This is a genomic window from Salinactinospora qingdaonensis, assembly GCF_039539445.1.
In the GTDB taxonomy this organism is placed as follows: domain Bacteria; phylum Actinomycetota; class Actinomycetes; order Streptosporangiales; family Streptosporangiaceae; genus Salinactinospora; species Salinactinospora qingdaonensis.
In genome coordinates, this window is the sequence record NZ_BAABDD010000005.1 from 33074 (window position 1) to 53861 (window position 20788).

Annotated in this window: 11 protein-coding genes; 5 read left to right on the forward strand and 6 right to left on the reverse strand. The window is 68.1% G+C overall.

What is annotated here, in order from left to right:
* Positions 1–124: 124 nt before the first annotated feature.
* Both ABD848_RS06910 and ABD848_RS06915 read right to left on the reverse strand, forming a co-directional pair.
* Positions 125–937, reverse strand: coding sequence for an SAM-dependent methyltransferase (locus tag ABD848_RS06910; RefSeq protein ID WP_344968605.1), 813 nt, complete (start codon positions 935–937; stop codon positions 125–127).
* Positions 938–1709: 772 nt separating this feature from the next.
* Positions 1710–4619, reverse strand: coding sequence for a glycoside hydrolase family 9 protein (locus ABD848_RS06915; protein WP_344968607.1), 2910 nt, complete (start codon positions 4617–4619; stop codon positions 1710–1712).
* 900 nt (positions 4620–5519) lie between these two features.
* Between ABD848_RS06915 and ABD848_RS06920 the strand changes: the two genes are divergently transcribed.
* The gene (locus ABD848_RS06920; RefSeq protein ID WP_344968609.1) at positions 5520–8675 is read left to right on the forward strand and encodes an AfsR/SARP family transcriptional regulator; all 3156 of its coding nucleotides are present in this window, start codon (positions 5520–5522) and stop codon (positions 8673–8675) included.
* Positions 8676–9195: 520 nt separating this feature from the next.
* Positions 9196–11418 (forward strand): ATP-binding protein, encoded by a 2223-nt coding sequence (locus ABD848_RS06925; protein ID WP_344968612.1) that lies wholly within the window; start codon positions 9196–9198, stop codon positions 11416–11418.
* A gap of 45 nt (positions 11419–11463) precedes the next feature.
* On the opposite strand, the gene ABD848_RS06930 is transcribed toward ABD848_RS06925, so the two are convergent.
* Both ABD848_RS06930 and ABD848_RS06935 read right to left on the reverse strand, forming a co-directional pair.
* Positions 11464–12420, reverse strand: coding sequence for a carbohydrate kinase family protein (locus ABD848_RS06930; protein WP_344969058.1), 957 nt, complete (start codon positions 12418–12420; stop codon positions 11464–11466).
* Between the two features lie 5 nt (positions 12421–12425).
* Complete coding sequence (locus ABD848_RS06935) at positions 12426–13658, reverse strand: hypothetical protein (RefSeq protein WP_344968614.1); 1233 nt, start codon at positions 13656–13658, stop codon at positions 12426–12428.
* Between the two features lie 398 nt (positions 13659–14056).
* Here ABD848_RS06935 and ABD848_RS06940 point away from each other — a divergent pair, with 398 nt between their 5' ends.
* Both ABD848_RS06940 and ABD848_RS06945 read left to right on the forward strand, forming a co-directional pair.
* Positions 14057–15382, forward strand: a complete 1326-nt coding sequence (locus ABD848_RS06940) for an erythromycin esterase family protein (RefSeq protein ID WP_344968616.1) — start codon at positions 14057–14059, stop codon at positions 15380–15382.
* Positions 15383–15694: 312 nt separating this feature from the next.
* Positions 15695–16246, forward strand: coding sequence for a DUF3995 domain-containing protein (locus ABD848_RS06945; protein WP_344968618.1), 552 nt, complete (start codon positions 15695–15697; stop codon positions 16244–16246).
* Here the strand turns inward: ABD848_RS06945 and ABD848_RS06950 are convergent.
* Both ABD848_RS06950 and xylB read right to left on the reverse strand, forming a co-directional pair.
* Positions 16239–17453, reverse strand: a complete 1215-nt coding sequence (locus ABD848_RS06950) for an ROK family transcriptional regulator (protein WP_344968620.1) — start codon at positions 17451–17453, stop codon at positions 16239–16241. The two genes, ABD848_RS06945 and ABD848_RS06950, sit on opposite strands and share 8 nt — an antisense overlap.
* Positions 17454–17675: 222 nt before the next feature.
* A complete protein-coding gene (gene xylB, locus ABD848_RS06955; RefSeq protein ID WP_344968622.1) occupies positions 17676–19193 on the reverse strand; it encodes a xylulokinase in 1518 nt (505 codons plus the stop codon).
* A 285-nt stretch (positions 19194–19478) separates the two neighbouring features.
* Here xylB and xylA point away from each other — a divergent pair, with 285 nt between their 5' ends.
* Positions 19479–20636: a xylose isomerase gene (gene xylA, locus ABD848_RS06960; protein ID WP_344968625.1), complete on the forward strand. Its 1158-nt coding sequence runs from the start codon at positions 19479–19481 to the stop codon at positions 20634–20636.
* Positions 20637–20788 lie beyond the last annotated feature (152 nt).

Below are 20788 nucleotides of genomic sequence, written 5' to 3' on the forward strand. Positions count from 1 at the left end.
GGGAGTGAGCGGTCGCCACGCCCGGCGCGCGCTTTGCGCCTGAAGCCTTCCCACGTTCACGGTGTTCCGGCGCGGCAGAGCGAGGGCATCAGGCCCGTGCTTGCGCGAAGCGAGGGAGAGGCACTTATGGCTTGTAGCCGACGCCGGCGTGCTCCCACAGCCGGTGGGTGGGGTCGTGAGGGGTGCGGGAAGGCATCCGGTGGGGGTGGCGCCACGTCGAGCACTCGACTTGTCCGGGCTCGACCACCTTCAACCGGTCGAACACCCTCGCCGCTTCCTCCGGCGAACGAACCCGCCCCCATTCGGTCCCCTCGGCGTGTACTCGCTCGGTGAGGTCGCGCGCCACCTCCTCATCATCGCTGACGATATGGGAATACACCAGGTAGGAGCCGGGGACGAGCCGCTCGAAGAGGCGTTCCACGATGCCAAAGGGGTCGTCGGCGTCGGGGATGCAGTGCAACAGGGACACCAACATGACACACACGGGCCGGTCGAAGTCGATCAGCTCCGTGGTTTTGGAGGAGGTCAGGATCGTCTCGGGGTCACGGATGTCGGCGGTGATGACCGTGGTTGCGGGGTTGTCGGCCAGAATGGCCCGCCCGTGCGCCAAGACGATGGGATCGTTGTCGACGTAGACCACCCGTGCGCCGGGAACGGCCCGTTGCACGATCTGGTGGGTGTTTTCAGCGGTAGGCAGACCGGCGCCAAGGTCGAGGAACTGGCTCACCCCCGTCTCACGCGCAACGTAGTTCACCGCTCTTCCCAAGTAGGCGCGGTTATCTAACGCCAGTGCCACGACTTCGGGAAGATCTTCGGTCATGGCATCGATCGCGGTGCGGTCACAGGCAAAGTTGTCCTTGCCTTTGAGAAGGTAGTCGTACATCCGCGCGATGCTGGGGGTGGTCATATCGATTTCCGGCGGGAATTGTCCCTTCATAGCACTCAACTCCGAATCGTGGATACCGCCCTGACGCTCATCGTAGAACGAGGAGCCTCCGTTTTAGCAGCGTTTTTTTGGTAACCACCGGGAAATCCGCTGTCGGAGTGCGTAAGAAACGTGCTGGTCAGGTGGCAACATCCGGATTTTGATGTTGCCTGGTGAAATCTCCGCCTTCGCGGGCGATGCGTCGCGCGGGTGGTTCCTTCCGGCACTCGGGATCAGGAGTGGGGCACAAGTACGCACCACCAGTAGCCGTATCACCTGGGTGGATATGGCTGGAGCTCCATTAGCGTGTGACCGGAAGCCGTCGCCCGGGGGATCTTCGAGTCGATCGAAGTAGTTCACAACCTCCCTGGGGCGCCGTCTTGCAGCCCGCTATCCGGGGAACATGCCACGCGATGGCCGCCGAATTTTAAAGCAATGAGTCAAATGCGGAACAAGGTATTCTCGCTGAGGCTTTAAGTGGTAATTCGGTAAGAATGCTGCACAGCAGGGAATGTGGTCGCACAGGAGCGCGGGGGAGGCCCGAAAGGGACTGCGGCCAGATGTGGCCGCGAATTTACGCCGATTGGCCCGGTGGGTGCTCCTGGAGTGTGGTTTTTCCGGCGGCTGCGCAGCGGTGGGGAGTGCGGGGCGGGGCTCCCGAAGCTGTCGCGGCTCCGGTCGACGGCGGGGCTGCGAAGGCTGGGGGGCGTCGCGGTGCGACGCCCCCCAGTTCGTTTGTCGCTGGTGTGGCCTGACCGGGGGCCGGTTCAGGTCACGGTTGGTGTTAGTCGCAGGTGGTGCCGTTGACGGTGAACTCGTCGGGCACTGGGTTGTCGCCGCTGTGGGAGGCGTTGAACCCGGCGGTGACCGAGGCGCCCGGGGCCAGGTCGCCACTGGCCCAGGAGGACGCGGTGGCGGTCACGGTGGTGCCGCTTTGGCTCCACTGGGCGCTCCAGCCGTTGGTGAGCTGCTGGCCGGCGGTGAAGTCGAAGGCCAACTCCCAGTCCTGGATCGCGGTGTCGCCGGTGTTGGTCACCGTCACCGAGCCGGTGAAGCCGCTGTTCCACTCGTTGGCCACCGAGTAGTCCACCGCGCACACGGCGCCCTCGCCGCTTTGCGCCTCGGTGGTGAAGCTCACCGTGGCACTGGCCTCGGAGGTGTTGCCGGCCAGGTCGCGGGCGACCACGTAGTAGGTGTACTCGGTGGCCGGCTCCAGCCCGCTCAGCGTGGTGGAGGTCCCGCTGGGCGAAGCCACCAACTCATCACCGCTGCTGGTTTCGCGGTAGACCTCGTAGCCGGCCAGGCCGCTGCCGCCGGAATCGGTGGAGGCCCCCCACGACAGGGTCACTGCCGTGGCGGTCACGTTCGAGGCGCTGGGCTCCCCCGGCACCGTCGGCGGCGTGGTGTCTTCCTGCCCGATCTGGTCGGTGGTGAAGGTGACCGTGGCGCTGGCCTCGGAGGTGTTGCCGGCGCCGTCCACGGCGACCACGTGGTGCACGTAGGTGGTGTTGGGGTCCAGGTCACTCAACGTGGTGGAGGTCCCGTTGGGCGAGGCCACCAGCTCATCACCGCTGCTGGTTTCGCGGTAGACCTCGTAGCCGGCCAGGCCGCTGCCGCCGGAATCGGTGGAGGCCCCCCACGACAGGGTCACTGCCGTGGCGGTCACGTTCGAGGCGCTGGGCTCCCCCGGCACCGTCGGCGCGGTGGTGTCATCACCGCCGGTGTCACCTTCGGGAGCGGTGCCCCACACCGGCTCGCCGGCGTCGTAGAGCACCATGTTCTCGGCCAGCGCCAGCTCCTCGCCGATGCCTTGGTAGGACCAGTCGTTGGAGGGGTCCCAATTCTCGTTGCCGGCGATGCGGAACTGTACCTCGCGGCGCCACTCGGACTGGCCCCCGGGGTAGATCTCCTGGCCGGTGCAGTCGACCTCCACGTAGTAGAGGTCGCCCTCGACCTGCTGGGCGCCGCTGGGCGAGCTGCACTGGTTGTAGGCCGAGCTCACCTCGATATCGCTGGGGGAGACCCCTTCATCGAGAGTGAACCAGTAACGGAACGAGCCCTCGTCCAGCATCGTGGCCGGGAAACTCGACTTGTTACGGATCATGGCCTTGATCTCGGTGAAGGTGGAGCTGCTCTGGTTGAGCGCGGCCTCGATGTACATCTGTGGGCCTTCGGGCTCCTGGAAGACCGGGAAGTTTGCCGCCGGGGTGCCGCCGTAGTCGGCGACCAGCTTGGCCAGCGCACTGGAGAACCCGGCGTTGTAGTCGGTGGCGACCTCGTTGGAGACGTAGTCCTGTCGATCGTCGGTGTAGGCGTCATCAGCCGAGGAGGGGCCGCCCACCAAAGCGCCGTAGAGCACGTGGCGGTTGTCCTCGGGGCTGGTGATGTTGTCCAGCCATGAGCCGTGAGCCGTGCGGTGGTGGGGGTTGATCGGCGGGTTCTCGCCGAAGCCGACCACGTAGCTGGAGTTGCGGGGGTTGTCACCCAGGGCGTAGTTGATCTGGTCGACCCCGAAATCCTGATAGCGCTGCGCGCGCTCGGCGTCGTCGGTCCAGTCGGCGTAGGTCAGCGCCACGAATGCGGTGTTGGCCGCATAGCGCAGCGAGCCCCACGTGTCGAGGAAGGCTTGGCCGCCCGGCGAGTAGGAGATCTGCTCACCGTTGACACCGACGGTCCAGTAGTCCAGCCACCGGTTGGTGTCGTCGATGTACTCTTGCTTGCCGGTCTCCATGGCCAGCAGCGCGTAGGCGCCGTAGGACTTGTCGTCCCAGGCGATCGTCCACTTGTAGCTGCGGGTGTCGGTCTGCGGCTCGGTGGAGAGGTTCTGGTACTCCGTCTCGGCCTTGTCTAGGTAGGACTGGTCACCGGTGGCCTTGTACAGCCAGTAGGCGCCCCAGACCAACTCGTCCTGGTAGCCCGAGTAGGAGTCGTAGAAGCTGCCCGCGGGCACACAGTCGGAGTAGACGCCGCGGTAGGTGTCGGCGAAGTTGTACAGCTCTTCGGCGTGCTGGACGAGCGTATCGGCGTAGGCCGGGTCGTCCTCGGCGAAGACCAGCGAGGAGGCAGCCATCGCCGCCGCGGTTTCCCCCGCGACGTCGCTGCCGGGGCACGAGGCGTCGACCTTGTAGCTGGGCCGCTCCATCGGCAGCACCTCGGCCGGCCCCCACCACTTGTGGTCGGCGTCGCCGTCGCCGACTTGGGCGTAGAGCACGTTGGGCTCGGGGTGGGCCTTGATGAAGTAGTCGTTGACCCAGCGCAGGTTGCCCTTGAGGTAAGGCATTTGGCCGGAGTCGGTGTAGCCCTCGGGGCTCTCCAGCGCCCCCCAGGCCAGCATGGTCGTGGTGAACGCCATGGGCAGCCCGAACTTCACGTGGTCGCCGGCGTCGTACCAGCCGCCGGTGAGGTCGAGGCCGACGTCGGAGCCGTCGTCGAGGGCGGAGTCGCCGCGCCAGTTCACGCGGTTGTCCTCAGGGAGGTCACCCGAACGCTGGGCTTCGTAGAAGAACATCGACTTCTGGAGCGCTTCGGCGTAGTTGAACTCCGGTGCGGCGTGCGCGGTACCGGTCGCCATAGGCGCAACTAGGCAGCCCAGCAACAGCGAGGTACTCGCCGCGATCGCGGTCAGTGGTCGGCGTCGGCCGGATCGCCGACGACCGCGGTCACGGTATGGGGGATTTTGTGGGGGATGTGACATGTGCGGCCTTTCTCCCGCTATGGAGTAAAACCTGCGGATGTCCCGCCGGTCTCACGTGTGCCGCGAGGGGACGTAGGGGCAGCGCCATCGGCCCATGCCGGTGGGGAAGGGCCGCCATCTGCATATGGGAGCGCTCCCATATGCAGGTGATTGTGTCCCCCAGTGGCAACATCCTAAGTATGTTGCGTTGACGTTACCGAGCGCGTCAATGGGGCAGGGAGCAACAAATCCGGCACAACGGTGGAAACGGAGTGCCCCTTCGTCGTCCCGGGGCCCTTCCGCCGCGTTCTCGCCACATCAGGAGCAGGGATCAACCAGCGCCGCCCCTCGGCGACTTTGACTCCTGTGCGGTGTGATCGTGTGGCCTCGGCGTGGTCCGCCGCAGACGTGGTGCGCGCCAATCCGGTGACGCCACCTTGCTGCCTCGGAGGAGGTGTCGGAGCAGGCTATGGAGTCCTCGGAAGGCGGGAAAAGCGATGATGGGGCGAAAGTCCGGGGGCAACAGTCGCGGAGTGCTAGTTCCTGTGGTTGTTGGTGTCACTGGAGAAAATGGTTTTCCTATTGTTTTGAGGAGGTGAATCTTGGTGTTGATCGACTGTTGAGGTTGGTTGATGATCGATTTTCTCGTGCAGTTTCCCGAGTGATTTGCATGTGCATCGGCATGCGTAATTCGATCTTGTTTTGCTGTTGCGGATTTTGGGTCTGCTGGCCGGATTCGGCCATTCTCCTGTTGTTCGTATGCTGTGTGCTTCTGTGTGGTGATCTTTTTTAGTCGCAGGTGAGAGGTGGTGATGTTGCTCGTTCTTTGATTTTTGATCTTCGCCACTCCGTGTTCCGGTGGCTGTTTACTTCCAGAAGTGGACGGAAGAATTCTGATGGTGCCGCGCGGAGGAGGCGTAGGTGGAGATCAACGTCCTTGGCGCTGTGGAGTTGCGTGTCGGCCATCGCGCCGCGGATATCGGAAAAGGTAAGGAACTGGCACTGCTGGCGGTTTTGGCGCTGTCGGCGGGCCGGCCGGTGTCCATGGACGTTCTCGCCGAGCGGTTGTGGGACGGCGCGCCTTCCGAGAAAAGCCGCGCGACGCTGTACTCCTACGCCAACCGGCTACGCCGCAGTCTGGAACGAGCCGGTCTCAGCCGTGATCTGATCGTCCAACGCTCCGGTGCCTACGTGCTCCATGTTGAGGAGGACACCGTCGACTGGCATCGGTTCCGGCGGTTGTGCGACGAGGCCGCTACGGTCGCCAGGGACGACGATCCCGAGAGAGCGATGGCGTTGCTCGACGGCGCGTTGAAGCTGTGGCGTGGCGAGCCACTGGCCGACGTGGCGGGCCGGTGGGCTCGCGACATGCGCCCCACCATGGAACAGGCCTACCAGTCGGCTATAGGCCAGTGGGCCGAAACCGCGCTACGGGCCGGTCGGGCCGACGAGATCGTCGCCAGGCTCACCGAGTTCGTCTCGCACTATCCCTTCAATGAGCGGCTGACCCTGGCACTGATGCTGGCACTGCGCCAAGCGGGGCGCCCGACCGAAGCTGTTACCACCTACCTGGAGCTGCAACGCCTGCTCGCTGAGGAGGCCGGAATCGACCCCGGCCCAGAGACCCAGCGGATCTACCAGGAACTTCTGGGCGGTCCCAGCGCGCTGACCACCCCCGCACCGTCGCCCGACGAGCAGCGTGTCTTACGGCGCCGCCATGACAATCTCGGCCGTGACATCGCCGACTTCACTGACCGCCAGCAGGAGCTGGCCGATGTACTCACCGCAATCCACCCCACCCAAGGCGTGGCGTCCCAGGCCACCGGAGTGTGCGTCATCAGCGGTATGGCCGGGGTGGGAAAGACCAGTCTGGCGCTGCACGCCGCCCATTTGATCAAAAGCGAGTTCCCCGATGTCCGTCTCTCTCTTGACCTGCGCAGCCACAACGAACGGCTGGAACCGCTGGGGGAGATGGAAGCTCTCTACGAGCTACTACGCATGCTTGACCTGCCCCCCAGACAGATCCCGTCGTCGGTGGAGCAGCGCGCTGCACTGTGGCGTGACCAGACCGCCGAGCTGCGCGCCCTGATCGTGCTGGATGACGCCGTCGATCATCGGCAGGTGCATTCGCTCATCCCTGGCGGCTCCGAGTGCGCCGTGCTTATCACCAGCCGCCGCCGGCTTCCCGAGATTGACGGCGCGCACCACGTCGAACTGACCGTGCCCTCCTCTCAGCACGCGATGGAGTTGTTCGCCACCATCTCCGGCGCCAGTGTTGACGACCCGGACGGCGAGCTGGAGGCGATCGTGCGCATGTGCGAATATCTGCCCTTGGCCATGCGCATCGGTGCCCTACAACTGCGTCACCATCCCACCTGGACCGCCACAGAGCTGTTGGGGTGGCTGGAATCGGTCCTGCAACGGGTGAGCGAGTTCCGTGCCGGAGACCGCAGCCTGGAGGCGGTGCTGCGACTGTCGGTGCGCGGCGTCAGCTCGTCGGCCAGCGCCGCATTCGCCCGGCTGGGGCTGCATCCGGCAGCGGCGTTCGACCGCTATGCCGCGGCAGCGCTGATGGGCCGCGCCACGGGAGAGGCCCAGCCAATCCTGGAGGAACTCCTCGACTATCACCTCATCGAGGAGTACGCGCCGCACCGCTACCGGATGCACGCCCTCGTCGCGGCGTTCGCCCAGCGTCACGCCGAGCACGAGTTGGCCGAGCCCCAACGTCGCAGCGTCCTGCACCGCCTGTTGAACTTCTATCTCGCGGCCTGTGACGCCGCTGATCGTACGCTTTCTCCCCACCGCCTGCGCTCCACCCCGGAAACGAGCCCAGGAATAGAGCTCCCGGTGTTTCCGGGGCGCAAGGAGGCCGTCGAATGGCTTCGCACCGAAGAGACGAGCCTGCTAGCGATCTTCCACTACGCCGACCGGTACGGGTTTACGCGCCAGGCGGCGAGTTTCAGTCATGTCATCGCTGACTACGCCGAGGAGCACGGTCCCTGGGAAGCGGCGGCCGGCATGCACCGCCGCGCCCTGCGTATCTGGCGTGATTTGGGCGAGGAAACCCACGTGACCCACTCGATGTATGAGCTCAGCCGCGTCGAGCTGCGCATGGGGGAGGTCAACGCCGCACTGGAGACCGCCCGAGCCGCCGTCCAACGCTGCCGCGAGCGGGGCGACCAGTTGCGCGAGGCGCAAGTGGTCGACCATCTCGGACTCATCCACTACGTGGTGGGCCGGTATGAGGCGGCACAGCGCTGCCACAACGACGCTCTGGCCGTTTACCGGCGTTTCGCTCACCAAGCCGGAGTCGCCGAGTCTCTAGGACGTCTGGCCAACTGTCACCAGGCACAGTGCCACTATCACGCCGCCGTGGAGCATTTCACCGAGTCTGCCCGGATCTACGGCTCGCTGGGTGAGACCTACCGCCAAGCCAAGATCAACACCAACCTGGCGGGCGCTCACAAGACCTTTGGCTACCACCGGGAGGCCCAGGCGCTGTGCGAGGAAGCTCTTCCCCTGTTTCGCGCCTTGGGCGATCTCGGCCAGCAAGGGCTGATCCTGAACAACATCGGTGAGATCGCCGCCTATAAGGGCGACCCCGAGCGGGCCCTGCGCCACTACCAAGAAGCCCTGGCCTTGCAGCAGCAGACCCACGACCGATGGTCGGAAGTGGTCACCCGCTGCAATGTCGGTCGGGCTTACCTGATGTTGGGCGAGCCCGAGCAGGCCCTGCCCTACCTAGAGGAGAGCCGACGACTGTCGGCCACGTTCGGCAGCCCGAGTACGCGGGTCGAACTTTTCCTCGCCTTCGGCGACCTACAGTTGGCGCTGCGACGGTCCGAGGATGCCGTGGCCTACTACCACGAGGCCCACCGCATCGCCCACGACGCCGGGATCGACTACGAAGAGGCACTGGCGTTGGAGAGGCTGGGGCGCGTCGCGCTAAGTCGTGACCAGGCCACGATAGCTCGTGACTGCTTCGAGCGGGCGCACCAGATATTCGCCCGGCTGGGGGTGCCCGAAGCGGCCTCGGTTGGCTTCCTCATGGAGAGTTTCGCCGAAACGGACTTTTAGGACTCATCCTCCACTATGCGTATATGCAGATCCAGTAGTGCCTTTGTGCTATAAACGATCTTGGAGATGAGTTGATCTCATCGGCGCGAGGGCGTGGTCCCTTCCTCGGCAGTCGGCAGCCACGCCCTCGCTGAACGTATCCAGGACGCGCGGCAGCGCGTTTGGACACGAAAGTTCATTCTACTTTATGTTAATTCCTTTTGTCATTTTCGGGTGGCTAGTGAATTGGTCTACGGCCCGGTTACTGGGGAGCTGAGTGGCTAGCTCCCGATCTACGCTGCCGCGCCCCTCCGCTCCGGCGTAAGGGCGCGGCTCGTTTTGTCGGCCCTGAATGTGCTGCTCACCGGATTGCTCGCTGCCGCGGGGAACAGCAAAACGAACCGGTGTCACTCGGCGTGAAAAAGGGAAAGTTCGACATCGAGCTAGCTGTTCAGAAGTCTTCGAGGGCTCGTGCAAAAGACATGTAGGTAACGGCCCAACTATCGGGTATGACCGTAATGCACTGATTGTGGATCTTAGGGTGAGGGCATTACGTATGGGCCGTTGTGGCCGTAACGAGGTCAAAGCAAGCCACGCACCGACACCGGGTGAGCGGCCAGAACAGTCGTTCCACAACACGATCGACGGCGACAACCAGGGCACCGCGGTCCAGGCGGGCACGGTGCATGGTGGGGTGCACATCCACCCGCCCGCGGCGTCCCAGCCCTCCCTCGCCGTGGTACCGCTGCGCCAGCTCCCGCCGGCGCCGCCGCACTTCGTCGATCGGCATCGCGAACTTGCCCATATGGCCGAGATCGTCACCGCCGCCCACCAACAGCAGCGCAGTGCCCTACTCGTACTCACCGGTCTGGGAGGCGTCGGCAAGTCGGCTTTGGCCACGCGCTTCCTCCACGAGCACCTCGACCGCTTCCCCGACGGTCAGCTCTACTGCGATCTACGCGGCTTCTCTCGACTCGACCCGGCCGACCCGGCCGACATCGTGCAGTCCTTCCTTCACGCATTGGGGGTCCCGCCCCCCTCGATCCCGCCCGACCTGGCCGGCCGGGCAGCGTGGTTTCGCTCCCTCACCAACGAGCGTCGGCTGGCGATCCTGGTTGACAACGCCAACACCGCTGCCCAGGTCCGTTCCCTGCTGCCGGGGCAGGGCGCTCACACCGTCGTGGTCACCACCCGGGTCCACATCGGCGGGCTGGCCCTGGACGGCGCCCACTTCATCAACGTCCCACCACTGGACGAGTCCACGGCTGTGACCCTGCTGTCGCGCATCGTCGGCGAGCAGCGCGTCGCCGACGACCGGCGCTCCGCGTGGAGCCTGGCACGACTGTGCGGCGGTTTGCCTATCGCCGTGGGAGCCGTGGCCGTCCAGCTCGCCACCCACGTCTCGGTCCACCTGGCCCACACCGTCGAAGAGCTCTCCCAACGCCAGCGCCTCCTGGGCGCCTCCAGTGAGCAGGAGGAAAACGAGGAAAGCTCCGTGCGTGCGGTCTTCGACCTCTCCTACGACGCTCTCGCCGAGGTTCCGGCCCAGCTTTACCGCCGCCTCGGTTGGTACCCGGCCGCCGATATCACCACCGACGTCGCGTGTGCCCTGCTCGACCGCGCCCCCCACGAGTGCGAGCAGGCCCTGCGCGCGCTCGTCGTCGCCAGCCTCCTGCATGAGGGGCAACCGGGACGCTACGAACTCCACGACCTGCTGCGGCTGCACGCCGGAGAGAAGGCCACCGACGCCGAAACCCCCGAAGCCCGCCACGACGCGCTGGGCCGGCTGCTGGACCTGTACCGAGACAGTGCTCTGGCCGCCGACCGCCGCCTCCGCTCCTACGCCACAAGCGGCCCCCCGTCACGCTCCGAGGCCGCCACCCCCGACTTCCCCGGACCGGATGAGGCCCTCACCTGGCTCACCGTCGAACACACCAACCTACGGCTCCTGGCGAGCTACGCCGCTGAGAACGGCTGGCCCGAGCACGCCATGGGCATCGCCGACGGACTGTGGTCGCTCTACCTGCATCGTCGCGACGCCACCTCCTGGCTCGACATCACCCGCACCGCTCTTGAGCTCGCCCGCCGCCGGGGCGAACGCCGCTTCGAAGGGCGGATGCTCAACCGCATGGCGCTGGTGCTGGGCCACATCGGTCAGTACCAGCAGGCCGAGGACGTGCTGCGCCAGGCGCAGCAGATCTGGGAGGAGAGCGGCGCGCCCGAGCGTCTCGCCCAAACCCTGCAACGCCGTGGCCTCCTCGCGCTGGCCGGCGGCCACCCCGAGGAGGCGATCGACCACCTCGACGAGGCTCTGCGGCTGGACGAGACGCTGGACCAGCCCCACAACACCGCCATCACCCTGCTGGGGCTGGGCCGCGCCCACGAGCGCGCCGGCCGCCCCACCAGCGCGCTCCCGCCTCTGGAGCGGGCACTGGATCTGCTGCAACAACGAGATGACCCCTACAACGAGGCACGGGTGCGCATCGCCTACGGCCGCGCCCTCGCCCACAGCACCCCCCACGAAGCGGATCGACTGCTGGAGGCCGCGTTGGCGACGATGCGGCGGCTGGGCTCGCCGGCCGGTCAGGCCGAAGCTCACGAGGCCCGTGGCGACCTCGCTCGCGCCGGCGGGGCACCCCGCCAGGCCCGCCAGGAGTACGCGGCTGCGCTGAAACTACTGGCTGAAACCGGCGAGCGGGCAGCCATCCGACGAGTCGAACACTCTCTGGCCCAACTCGAACGCACCCCCCATGAAGCGGGATAACGGCGGGTGGGGGAGTGACTCTCCCCCACCCGCCGGCTTCTGGGCTCACCGCCAGCGCCCCAACCACACCTCCACCGGGTGACGGCTCGCCAACTCCCGCAGTTCGCGGTCACTGAGATGGCCCTCCGCGGGAAAACAGTCCCCAATGGTGTAGCCGGCGTGGACGACCGCCTGCCGCAGCGCCTCCACCGGCCGCCCCGAACCCAACCAACTGTGCACGAACGAGGCGAACAGCGTGTCGCCCGCCCCCACCGGGTTGCGTACGCCCCGCGGCGGCGCCGCGCGCGCCCGCACCAGCGTCCCGTCACGAAGCCCCAGGACACACCCCTCGGGGCCGCACCCCACCGCCGCGATCCCGCAGCCGGGGTAGGTGGCGAACACCTGAGTGATCCACTCCCGCGGTGCGCACGGTAGCCGCTCGTGCGAGCAGAACAGGATATCGGCGGCGTTCAGCCAGGGGCGGCGTCGCTCCTCGTACACGTCAGCGATGAGATGCACATCAACAGCGACCCGCACGCCCAACCGCCGTGCCTGTGCCAGTAGCGGCTCGGTGAACCCGGCGGTGGTCATCACCGCCAGATCCGCGCCGTCCGCCAACTTGGCGAACACCTCAGCCGGGTAGTCCACCTCGTTGACCGGGGTCAACAGTGAGTGTCCCGCCCGGCTACCGTCAGGAGCCGCAAACGACACCGCCAGCGACGACGCCGGCCCCACGATCGCGCCCGCTCCCAGCAGGCCCCGCGTGCGCAGTTCGGCGCGGATGAAGTCTCCGGGGGGATCGGCGCCGATGACGGTGCAAAACTCGACCTCGTCGCCCAACCGGCGCAGCGCTCCCGCTACGTTGGCCCCCACACCGGTCACCCCGGTGCGCATCCATTCCGGAAACCGGGTCGGGCCGTCGGTGAGCGGGAAACCGTCCACGCCCACCGCAATCCCTAGGCTGGCCACGCCCGCGACCACGATCCGGCTGGCGCGGCCATGCTCCTCAGCGGCGGCGGCCATGGCGCTCACGCTTCCGTCCGTGTCGGTCGCGGCACCGCCACGCGTGGCGGCTCCACTCGGTCGGTGCGCGCCGGCGTGGCAGGTTCGGGCATCTCCAGCACCCGGTACAGTGCGGCGCGCATGCGTGTGGCGAATTCGCCCGGCGCTGAGGTGATCCGGCTGGCCACGCCGGCCAGCCGTTGCGCGTTCCACCCGGCGCTCACCCGTTCGACGAGACTCAACACCTGGCCCGAGTCGGGGAGCTGCGGACTCGAACGCAGGAGCTCCCCCATGGGAGAGTGCGGGTCCACGTCTGCCCCGCCGCCGGAGGCGAGCATCACCGGCTGTCCCGTCAGCGCCGCGTACAGCGTTGCTGAGCCGTGGTCACCGACCACTGCGTCAGCGGCGGCCAGCACCGCCCGCCACTCCTCCTCCACCGGCACCACCAGCAGGCCGGCCGCGGCCCAGTCGGCCAGCCACGCTTTGACCTGCCAGGTGCCGTGGCCCATCCACACGTTGGGGTGGACCAGCAGCGCCGCCCGTGTCGTTGTCGTGGCCGCTTCCCGCACCAGTCGTGCCATCACGTCGGCGCGTGCGCCCAGCAGCGAGGACGCTCCCCAGGTTGAGGCAGCGACGACCAGCCGCTCGTCACGTCCCACCCCTAGGGCGTGCCGGTACTCCTCCCGCGAATCCAAGCTCAGTCGCAGCCGGTCGAAGCAGGGGTCCCCGGCCACCACCGCCGCCGGCACGGCTTCCGGACACGCTTGGGCCAACCGGCGGCGTTCGTTTTCGTGCGCCAAGACCAGGACCGAGGGCAGCACGCGCCCGTCGCGCACGAGCCACTGGCGACCCAGCCCGAATGTCTCGCGCGGGGCCGCAGCGCTGCCGGTGGCCGCCGTCGCGATGAACTTGTTGAAGCCCGCCCCGTGCGGCAACAACACCACCGGCGCGTGTACGTTTTCGATGCCGCCGGTGTTGGCTGCCAGCGCCAGGTCGAACCGCATGCGCACCGCCTGCTCCCACGGCAGCACCACGCCTCCCAACTGCGCCAAAAACTCCTCGACTCCAGCGCTGAACGCCGAAGGAGCCGGCGTGAACACCACCTGGACGCGCATGTCCGACCGCAGGAGGGCCACGACATCGAGCAGGCGCTGCCCGCAGGCCAGCGTGTGCACCATCACCAACACCACGCGGCATCCGCGCCGCGTCACCCAGCGCTCGGCGTCCAATCCGATCGGAACATCAACCCACGTTTCCACTTGTGCCACCTTTTCCGTTCGTCGCCAAGGCCGCATGTGTGCGGCCACCTGGTGCGAAGGTGCGGCCACCGGTTGGACGGGAAGCTGGACACCGCCTATAAGCGGGCTGGCGCGTTTTTGGACACCGATCTGAAACGGCCATGTCTTCGCAGCGTGTGCCGCCCCGGGCAGCACGCTGCCGTTCAAGGGGAGGCATCTCCCGCACGGTGGGATGGAGGGACGTAACCGGGGGTGACAGTGGTGGGCTGCGGGAATGGAACCGTGTGGGCGGGGTAGCCCGGCGGGTGACTCCCATGTGAGGTGGCCTGGGCCGCAGCCGTGCCAGCCCCTTCCGCTTCCCGGGCCGGTGGCTGCGGCCCACAGTCGCTGGGAGCCCGGCGCCGGCGAGGGAGAAAACCATGCGTGACCCAACGACAACCCGTATCCGTGAGGACGCGGTGCCGCTACGGACGACATCGAACCTTGACCAACTGGTGGAGCGGGTCGGTGCGGCTCGCGTGGTTCTGCTGGGGGAGTCCTCCCACGGCACCTCGGAGTACTACCGCCAGCGCACGGAGATCACCCGCCGGCTAGTCGAGGAGAAGGGGTTTTCCCTCGTCGCAGTCGTGGGCGACTGGCCCGACGCGCTCGCCATGCACCGCTGTGCGCTCCACGGCCCCGGTGCCTCCCCCGACCCCCGGGAGGCCCTGGCCGAATTCAGCCGGTGGCCGGAGTGGATATGGGCCAATGAGGAGATGGCGGGGTTCCTGCGCTGGCTACGCCTGTACAACGCCGAGCTCGCCCCCAGCGCGCGGGCCGGCCTGTTCGGGCTGGACGGCTACAATTTGTGGCGCTCCTTGCACGCGGTGCTGGAATATCTCCACCTGTACCAGCCCGATCATGTGAACGCGGCCCTGGCCGCCTACCGCTGTTTCGTGTCCTACGCCGAAGATCCACAGGACTATGCCTGGCCGAGCGGGCTCGTGCCCGCCTCTCAAGAGCTCACGGTCGTGCGCTTACTCGCCGAACTGCGGCGGCACGCCGCTGATACCGAAGCCGGCACCAGCGCGTTCGACCGCGGTTTCGCGCGGTTCGCCGCAGACTACAACGTCGAACTCGCGGCCAACGCCGAACGCTACTACCGCACCCTCCTCAAGGGTGGCGCCGACGCCTGGAACGCGCGAGAGCACCACATGCTCACCACCCTCGACCGGCTGCTGCGCCACCATGGACCGCTGGCCAAGGCCGTGGTGTGGGCGCACAACACCCATGTCGGCGACGCTAGGGCCACCGCCATGGGACGGGCGGGCATGGTCACCCTCAGCCAACTCATCCGCGCCCGTTACGGAGCTGACGAGGTCGTGGCCGTAGGGTTTGGCTCCTACGCCGGTAGTGTGCTCGCCGCCGACGCATGGGGCGCGCCGGCACGACAGGTGCCGGTTCCGCCGCCCCTCACCGAGAGTGTGGAAAGCCGACTACACGAGGCGCTCTCCGGAGGAGGATCGCTGTTCGTGTTCCCGCGGGCGCCCGAGCACCGTTCCGAGTGGCTACGCGCCGAGTTCGGCCACCGCGCCATCGGGCTCGTGTACCGCCCGGAGTTGGAGCACTGGGGCAACTACGTGCCGACTGTGCTCGGCGACTGTTACGACGCCTTCATCTACTCCGGTCGCACGCACGCGCTGACCCCCGTGGCGCCGGGAGCGGCGACCCCCGGCGAACACCACCCTCACCCCAGCGGCGTGTGACCGGGGAAGGAGCAGGGGGAGCCCCGAGTGACCGTTTCATGGGGCGCGTGGTGCCAGGGGTGGGTTTTTGGAGCCTAGCTCCCCTTGAGCGAAGAGCTGAGAGCTCGCCGCGCCCCGCCACCGCACCCCCGACTGTCGCACCCCCAGCAGGGGGTCGAGAGGGAGAGCCGGCCGCGGGTCGGGGAGCGGGAAACACCGTCTCTGCGTGCGAGGAGCCGTCTTTTGCCCGTACCGTCGGCGCACCACGTGTCTGTGCTTGTGGTCGGTGGTAGGCGGGCCGGGTACAGGCCAGCCGAGATATGCGAGGTCACCATGTCCATCCCCGACTCCGCCCCCCACGAGCCGCCGGGCGCCGGTTCGCGGCCCAGCCGTTCGACGCAGGTTGCCGCGGGCGTTGCGATGGTGCTGGCGCTCGCCTATGCCCTGCTGAAAGGGTATTGGGCGCTGGGCGGCATGGCCTTGCGCAACACGGTCAGCGTCGCGGCCACGTCCGCAATCATGGAAAACCCGTGGTTCCTGATACTGAGCCTGTGGGGCACGGTCGTGCTCGCCCTGATCGCCATCGCCATCCCCGCGTTGCTGCTGCGACGCGGCGGCACCGTCGTGCCGCGGCGGATGGTGCTGGTCCCCGCCTGGATCGGCGTCGCCTTCCTCCTCGCCCGCGGCGTGGTCGGAGTGATCGACAGCGCGAGCCTGCTGTGGGGGGAGGTTACCGCCATGGCTGGCTTCAGCGCCGCCGAGGTCGCCCGATTCGCGTGGTGGGACTTGCTGCTGTACTCGCCCGGGTTCGCGCTGTGGGGGCTGGCCTTGGGCGTGGTGGCGTGGCGGACGCGGGCGGCCCCGGCCCCCCGGTCGTTCACATAGCGGCAAGGGGATCGCTGAGCAGGGCGCGCACCCCCGCTGAGGCGGCGCCGTGCACGGCCGCTCCCGCGCCTAGTTCGCTGGTCCGCAGCGCTTCGGGGCGCCAGCGTCCCGCGGTCACCCGGCCGGCCAGTTCCTCTTGGGCGGGCGGGGCGATCCATGGCGCCAGGTCGGCGTAGCTACCGCCGAGGACGATCGCGCCGGGATCGAGCAGGTTCACCGCTGAGGCCAGTACCGTCCCCAGCGCCCGACCGGCGCGTTCCAGCGCCGCGAGCGCGGCACGGTCGGCGGCCTCGGCGCGGCGGGCCAGCTCAGTGATGGGGGACTCTTCGGCTCCCAACCGGGTGCCGCGGGCCGTGTCGAGGCCGGCCGCCGCCAGTAGCGCTTCCTGGCCCGCCCAACACTCCAGGCAGCCGCGCGCCCCGCAGGCGCACCGCGGGCCCGCGGCGTCGGCGCACATGTGGCCCAGTTCCCCGGCGAACCCCGTGGCGCCGCGGAACAGTTCACCGTCGACGATCAGCCCGGCGCCGATCCCGATCTCTCCCGACACGTAGAGGAACCCCGACAGCTCCCGGCCATGGCCGTGCCACAGTTCGGCCAGCGCCGCCAGGTTGGCCTCGTTGTCGACCGAAATCGGCAGCGGGCGGCGCCCGAGGCCCGCGCTTAGGGCCTCGGCCACGGGCTGGTCGGACCATCGCAGGTTCGGAGCGTTGACGACCCGCCCCTCGGCCACGATTCCGGGAACGGCCAACGTGAGCGCCGCCGGGCGCAGTCCGCGTCGCCGGGCGGCGGTGGCGCACGCGCCGGCGAGGCGTCCGGCGCGCAGCAAGGTCTCCTCGGCGGAGATGGCGCGCCCGTCGGCACGCTCAAGCCGGTTGACCCGGACCGTGCCGGCGAGGTCGACGACGCAGGCCGCCATGTAGTCGACGTTGACCTCTACCCCCACAGCGGCGGGGCCGCGGCTGTTGAGCACGAGATCGGTGCCCGGGCGGCCGGCCCGCTGCTGGGCGCGGGGGGCCTGTTCGGCGAGGAGGCCGGCTTCGAGGAGATCCTCGACCAGACTGGAAACGGTGGCTTTGGTCAAGCCGACCTGGGAGGCAACGCCCGCCCGGGAGATCGGCCCTGCCTCGGCGATGCGGCGTAGCACCAACGCCATATTGTGCCGGCGCAGGGACGCCTGCCCTGCGGGCGTGCCGGCGGCGACGGTCATCTGTTGTGTTGGCGCGGGCTCCCCGCCGGCATGGCGGGGGAGGACAACGCCAGCCTCCCAACTGTGCTCGGTGACGTGGCGACGGACACGACGTGCCGGTGGGGGATGCGGCCGGCCGGGCGGTGCCCCACCCTAATTTTCCGGGTGGGGCACCGCCCATCATGGCGGAGGTGACGTCCGGGTGGGCACGTGAGGGGGAGGTGCCCACCCGGAGCCCGATGTTTACGAGCGCGGTGCCAGCATCGGGTTGGCGCGTTCCAGGGCGAGGTCGAGGCGTCGCAGTGTCGCCTCGTCGCGCGTCACCGGGTCCAGGGTCGGGCCGTCGGCCGCCCCCCAGCGGCGCGCCACCGCCGGCGCGGACTCCTTCGACAGTAGTGAGGCCGCCTGCGCGGCGGCGCCCACGGCCACCAGTTCGCCGGCCCTGGGCAGCACGACCGGTCGGCCCGACAGCCGCCGGATCGTCTCCACCCACGCCCGTCCTTGCGCGCCGCCTCCGGTGACCAGCAGGGGCAGGTCAGCAGCGATTTCGGTTCCAGTGACAGGGCCGATACGTTCCAGGGCGGCCAGCAGGGAGTGGACTGCTCCCTCGTAGGCGGCGCGCAGGATCTGGCCAGGTGTGGTTGCGTGGCGCAACCCGCTGACCAGCCCCGAGGCAAGGGGCAGGTTGGGCGTGCGCTCCCCGTCGAAGAAGGGCAGCATGACGACCTCGCCGCCTTCTTCGACGGCTTCCCGGTCCCGGCCCAACCAGGAGGCGACGGTGTCGACGGCCTGGGTGCAGTTGAGCGTGCACCCTAGCGGGAGCCAGCCCCCGGAGGCATCGGCGAACCCGGCGACCATACCCGTGGGGTCCTGGGCCCGCTGCGCGGTGGAGGTGAACACGGTGCCGGAGGTGCCCAGGCTGAACACAGCGGCGTGGGCGGAGCCGCCGCCTGTGGCCGCTGTCTCGTGTGCCGGGGGCACGCTCTCCAGCCCCAGTCCTAGCGCTGCCGCCATGTTGTCGCCGGTACCGGCGCCCACGAGCGCACCGTGGGCGATCCCCAGATGCTGGGCGGCCTCTCGTGTGATTTCGCCGGCCGCGACGTCGTGAGGGGCCACGCGGGGCAGCAGCGCCGGGTCGAGTTGCAGCCGAGGCAGTTCGAGAATGGTCGGGTCGTAGCTCTCCTGGGCGGTGGAGTACCACCCCGAGCCGGAGGCGTCTCCCCGGTCGGTGACCCCGTTGCCGCACAGCCGTTCGGTCAGGAAGTCGTGGGGCAACCGCACGGCCGCGGTGGCGCTGGCCGAGGCGGGTTCGTTGCGGCGCAGCCAGGCCCATTTGGTGGCGGTGATGCTGGCGACCGGGACGGTGCCGGTGCGTTCCGTCCATGCCTGCGCGCCGCCGAGGTCGTCGGTCAGCTTTTCGGCGTCTTCGGCTGAGCGCACGTCGTTCCACAGGATCGCCGGCCGTACCGGCCGGCCGTCGGCGTCGAGGGTGACGAGGCCGTGCTGCTGGCCGGCCACCGATACCGCCGAGACCGCGCACTCGGCCCCGGTGCGCTCGCGTGCCTGGTCTAGTGCTTGGTGGAACGCGGTACTCAAGGCGCTCCACCACTGTTCCGGGTCGCTTTCGCGGGCACCGTCGTGACCGCTGACGGTGTGGGAGGCACGGCCCAGCGCTACGAGTTCACCCGACTCCGGGTCGACGAGGACCACCTTCGTCGACTGGGTCGAACTGTCGACCCCCGCTACGAGGACACGTGCCATCTCGCCTCCGCTCGCGTTGCCTGCTGCGGTCGCTACCCCGATAGTTCAGCGGAAAAACAAATTAACAAGTGGCTCGCCGCCGGTCAATGCTGCGGCTGCCCAGGGGGTCCCGCAGGCTCGGATGCGCTTTGGTTCGTTCAATGAACATACGAATACGCTTGACAGCCATCCCCCGGTCAGCAGTTAAATGGGACGGGGCCGGTGGGGCGGCGCCGGTTGGGGGATCTCCGGCGCCGTTCACCGCTCCGCCGCCACGACCAAGAATCCGCGAGGAGGCGACTCACCGTGCCAGACTTCACTCCCACCCCGGCGGACCGTTTCACCTTCGGGCTGTGGACGGTCGGCTGGCTCGGCCGCGACCCCTTCGGCGACGCGGTGCGCGCCCCGCTGGACCCGGTCGAGGCAGTGGAACGCCTCGCCGAACTGGGGGCCTACGGCGTCACGTTCCACGATGACGACCTCGTCCCCTTCGGCTCCGACCGCACCACCCGCGAAGGCATCGTCAAGCGCTTCCGGGCGGCGCTCGAGGCCACCGGCCTGGCCGTCCCGATGGCCACCACCAACCTGTTCGGTCACCCCGTGTTCAAAGACGGCGCGCTGACCGCCAACGACCGCGACATCCGCCGCTACGCGCTGCGCAAGGTCATCCGCAACATCGATCTGGCCGTCGAGTTGGGAGCCACCACCTACGTCTGCTGGGGCGGGCGTGAGGGCGCCGAGTCGGGCGCCAGCAAGGACGTGCGGGCCGCACTGGACCGTTACAAGGAAAGCTTCGACATCCTGTGCGACTACGTACGCCAGCAAGGCTACGACCTGCGTTTCGCGATCGAGCCCAAGCCCAACGAGCCGCGCGGTGACATCCTGCTGCCCACCATCGGTCACGTCCTGGCCTTCATCGACCGGCTTGAGCACCCGGAGATGGTCGGGCTCAACCCCGAGGTCGGCCACGAGCAGATGGCCGGGCTCAACTTCCCGCACGGCATCGCCCAGGCGCTGTGGTCGAACAAGCTGTTCCACATCGACCTCAACGGTCAGAACGGCCCCCGCTACGACCAGGACTTCCGTTTTGGCGCCGGCGACGTCAAGAGCGCGTTCTTCCTCGTCGACCTGTTGGAGAACGGCGGCTACACCGGTCCGCGCCACTTCGACTTCAAGCCCCCGCGCACCGAGGACTACACCGGCGTGTGGGAGTCGGCGGCCGGCTGCATGCGCAACTACCTCATCCTGCGGGAGAAGTCCGCCGCCTTCCGCGCCGATCCCCGCGTCGTTGAGGCGCTGGAAGCCTCCCGCGTCAACGAGTTGCACACCCCCACCCTGGGGGAGGGCGAGAGCCTGGAGCAGCTCCTGGCCGAAGACCTCGACGTCGCAACTGCGGCCCAGCGCGGTATGGCCTTCGAGCGGCTCGACCAGCTCGCCACTGAGCACCTGTTCGGGGTGGCCTAGGTTCTGTGGTTCGGACGGCTGGGGTGCGGGATCGCTGCGCGATCTCGCCGACCTGCGAAGGCGCCGGCGGACGCTCGCCCGTTTGCGTCCGCCGTCCGCTCTCGCCGCCCTTGTCAAAAAACCGGCCCTAACGTCTGGGGCCGCGCTCCGTG

Excerpts from the sequence above, each read along its gene's own strand:
- ABD848_RS06910 (WP_344968605.1), bottom strand. The coding sequence starts at position 937 with ATGAAGGGACAATTCCCGCCGGAAATCGATATGACCACCCCCAGCATC.
- ABD848_RS06945 (WP_344968618.1), top strand. The coding sequence starts at position 15,695 with ATGTCCATCCCCGACTCCGCCCCCCACGAGCCGCCGGGCGCCGGTTCG.
- xylB (WP_344968622.1), bottom strand. The coding sequence starts at position 19,193 with ATGGCACGTGTCCTCGTAGCGGGGGTCGACAGTTCGACCCAGTCGACG.
- ABD848_RS06940 (WP_344968616.1), top strand. The coding sequence starts at position 14,057 with ATGCGTGACCCAACGACAACCCGTATCCGTGAGGACGCGGTGCCGCTA.
- ABD848_RS06915 (WP_344968607.1), bottom strand. The coding sequence starts at position 4,619 with ATGTCACATCCCCCACAAAATCCCCCATACCGTGACCGCGGTCGTCGG.
- ABD848_RS06950 (WP_344968620.1), bottom strand. The coding sequence starts at position 17,453 with ATGACCGTCGCCGCCGGCACGCCCGCAGGGCAGGCGTCCCTGCGCCGG.
- ABD848_RS06930 (WP_344969058.1), bottom strand. The coding sequence starts at position 12,420 with ATGGCCGCCGCCGCTGAGGAGCATGGCCGCGCCAGCCGGATCGTGGTC.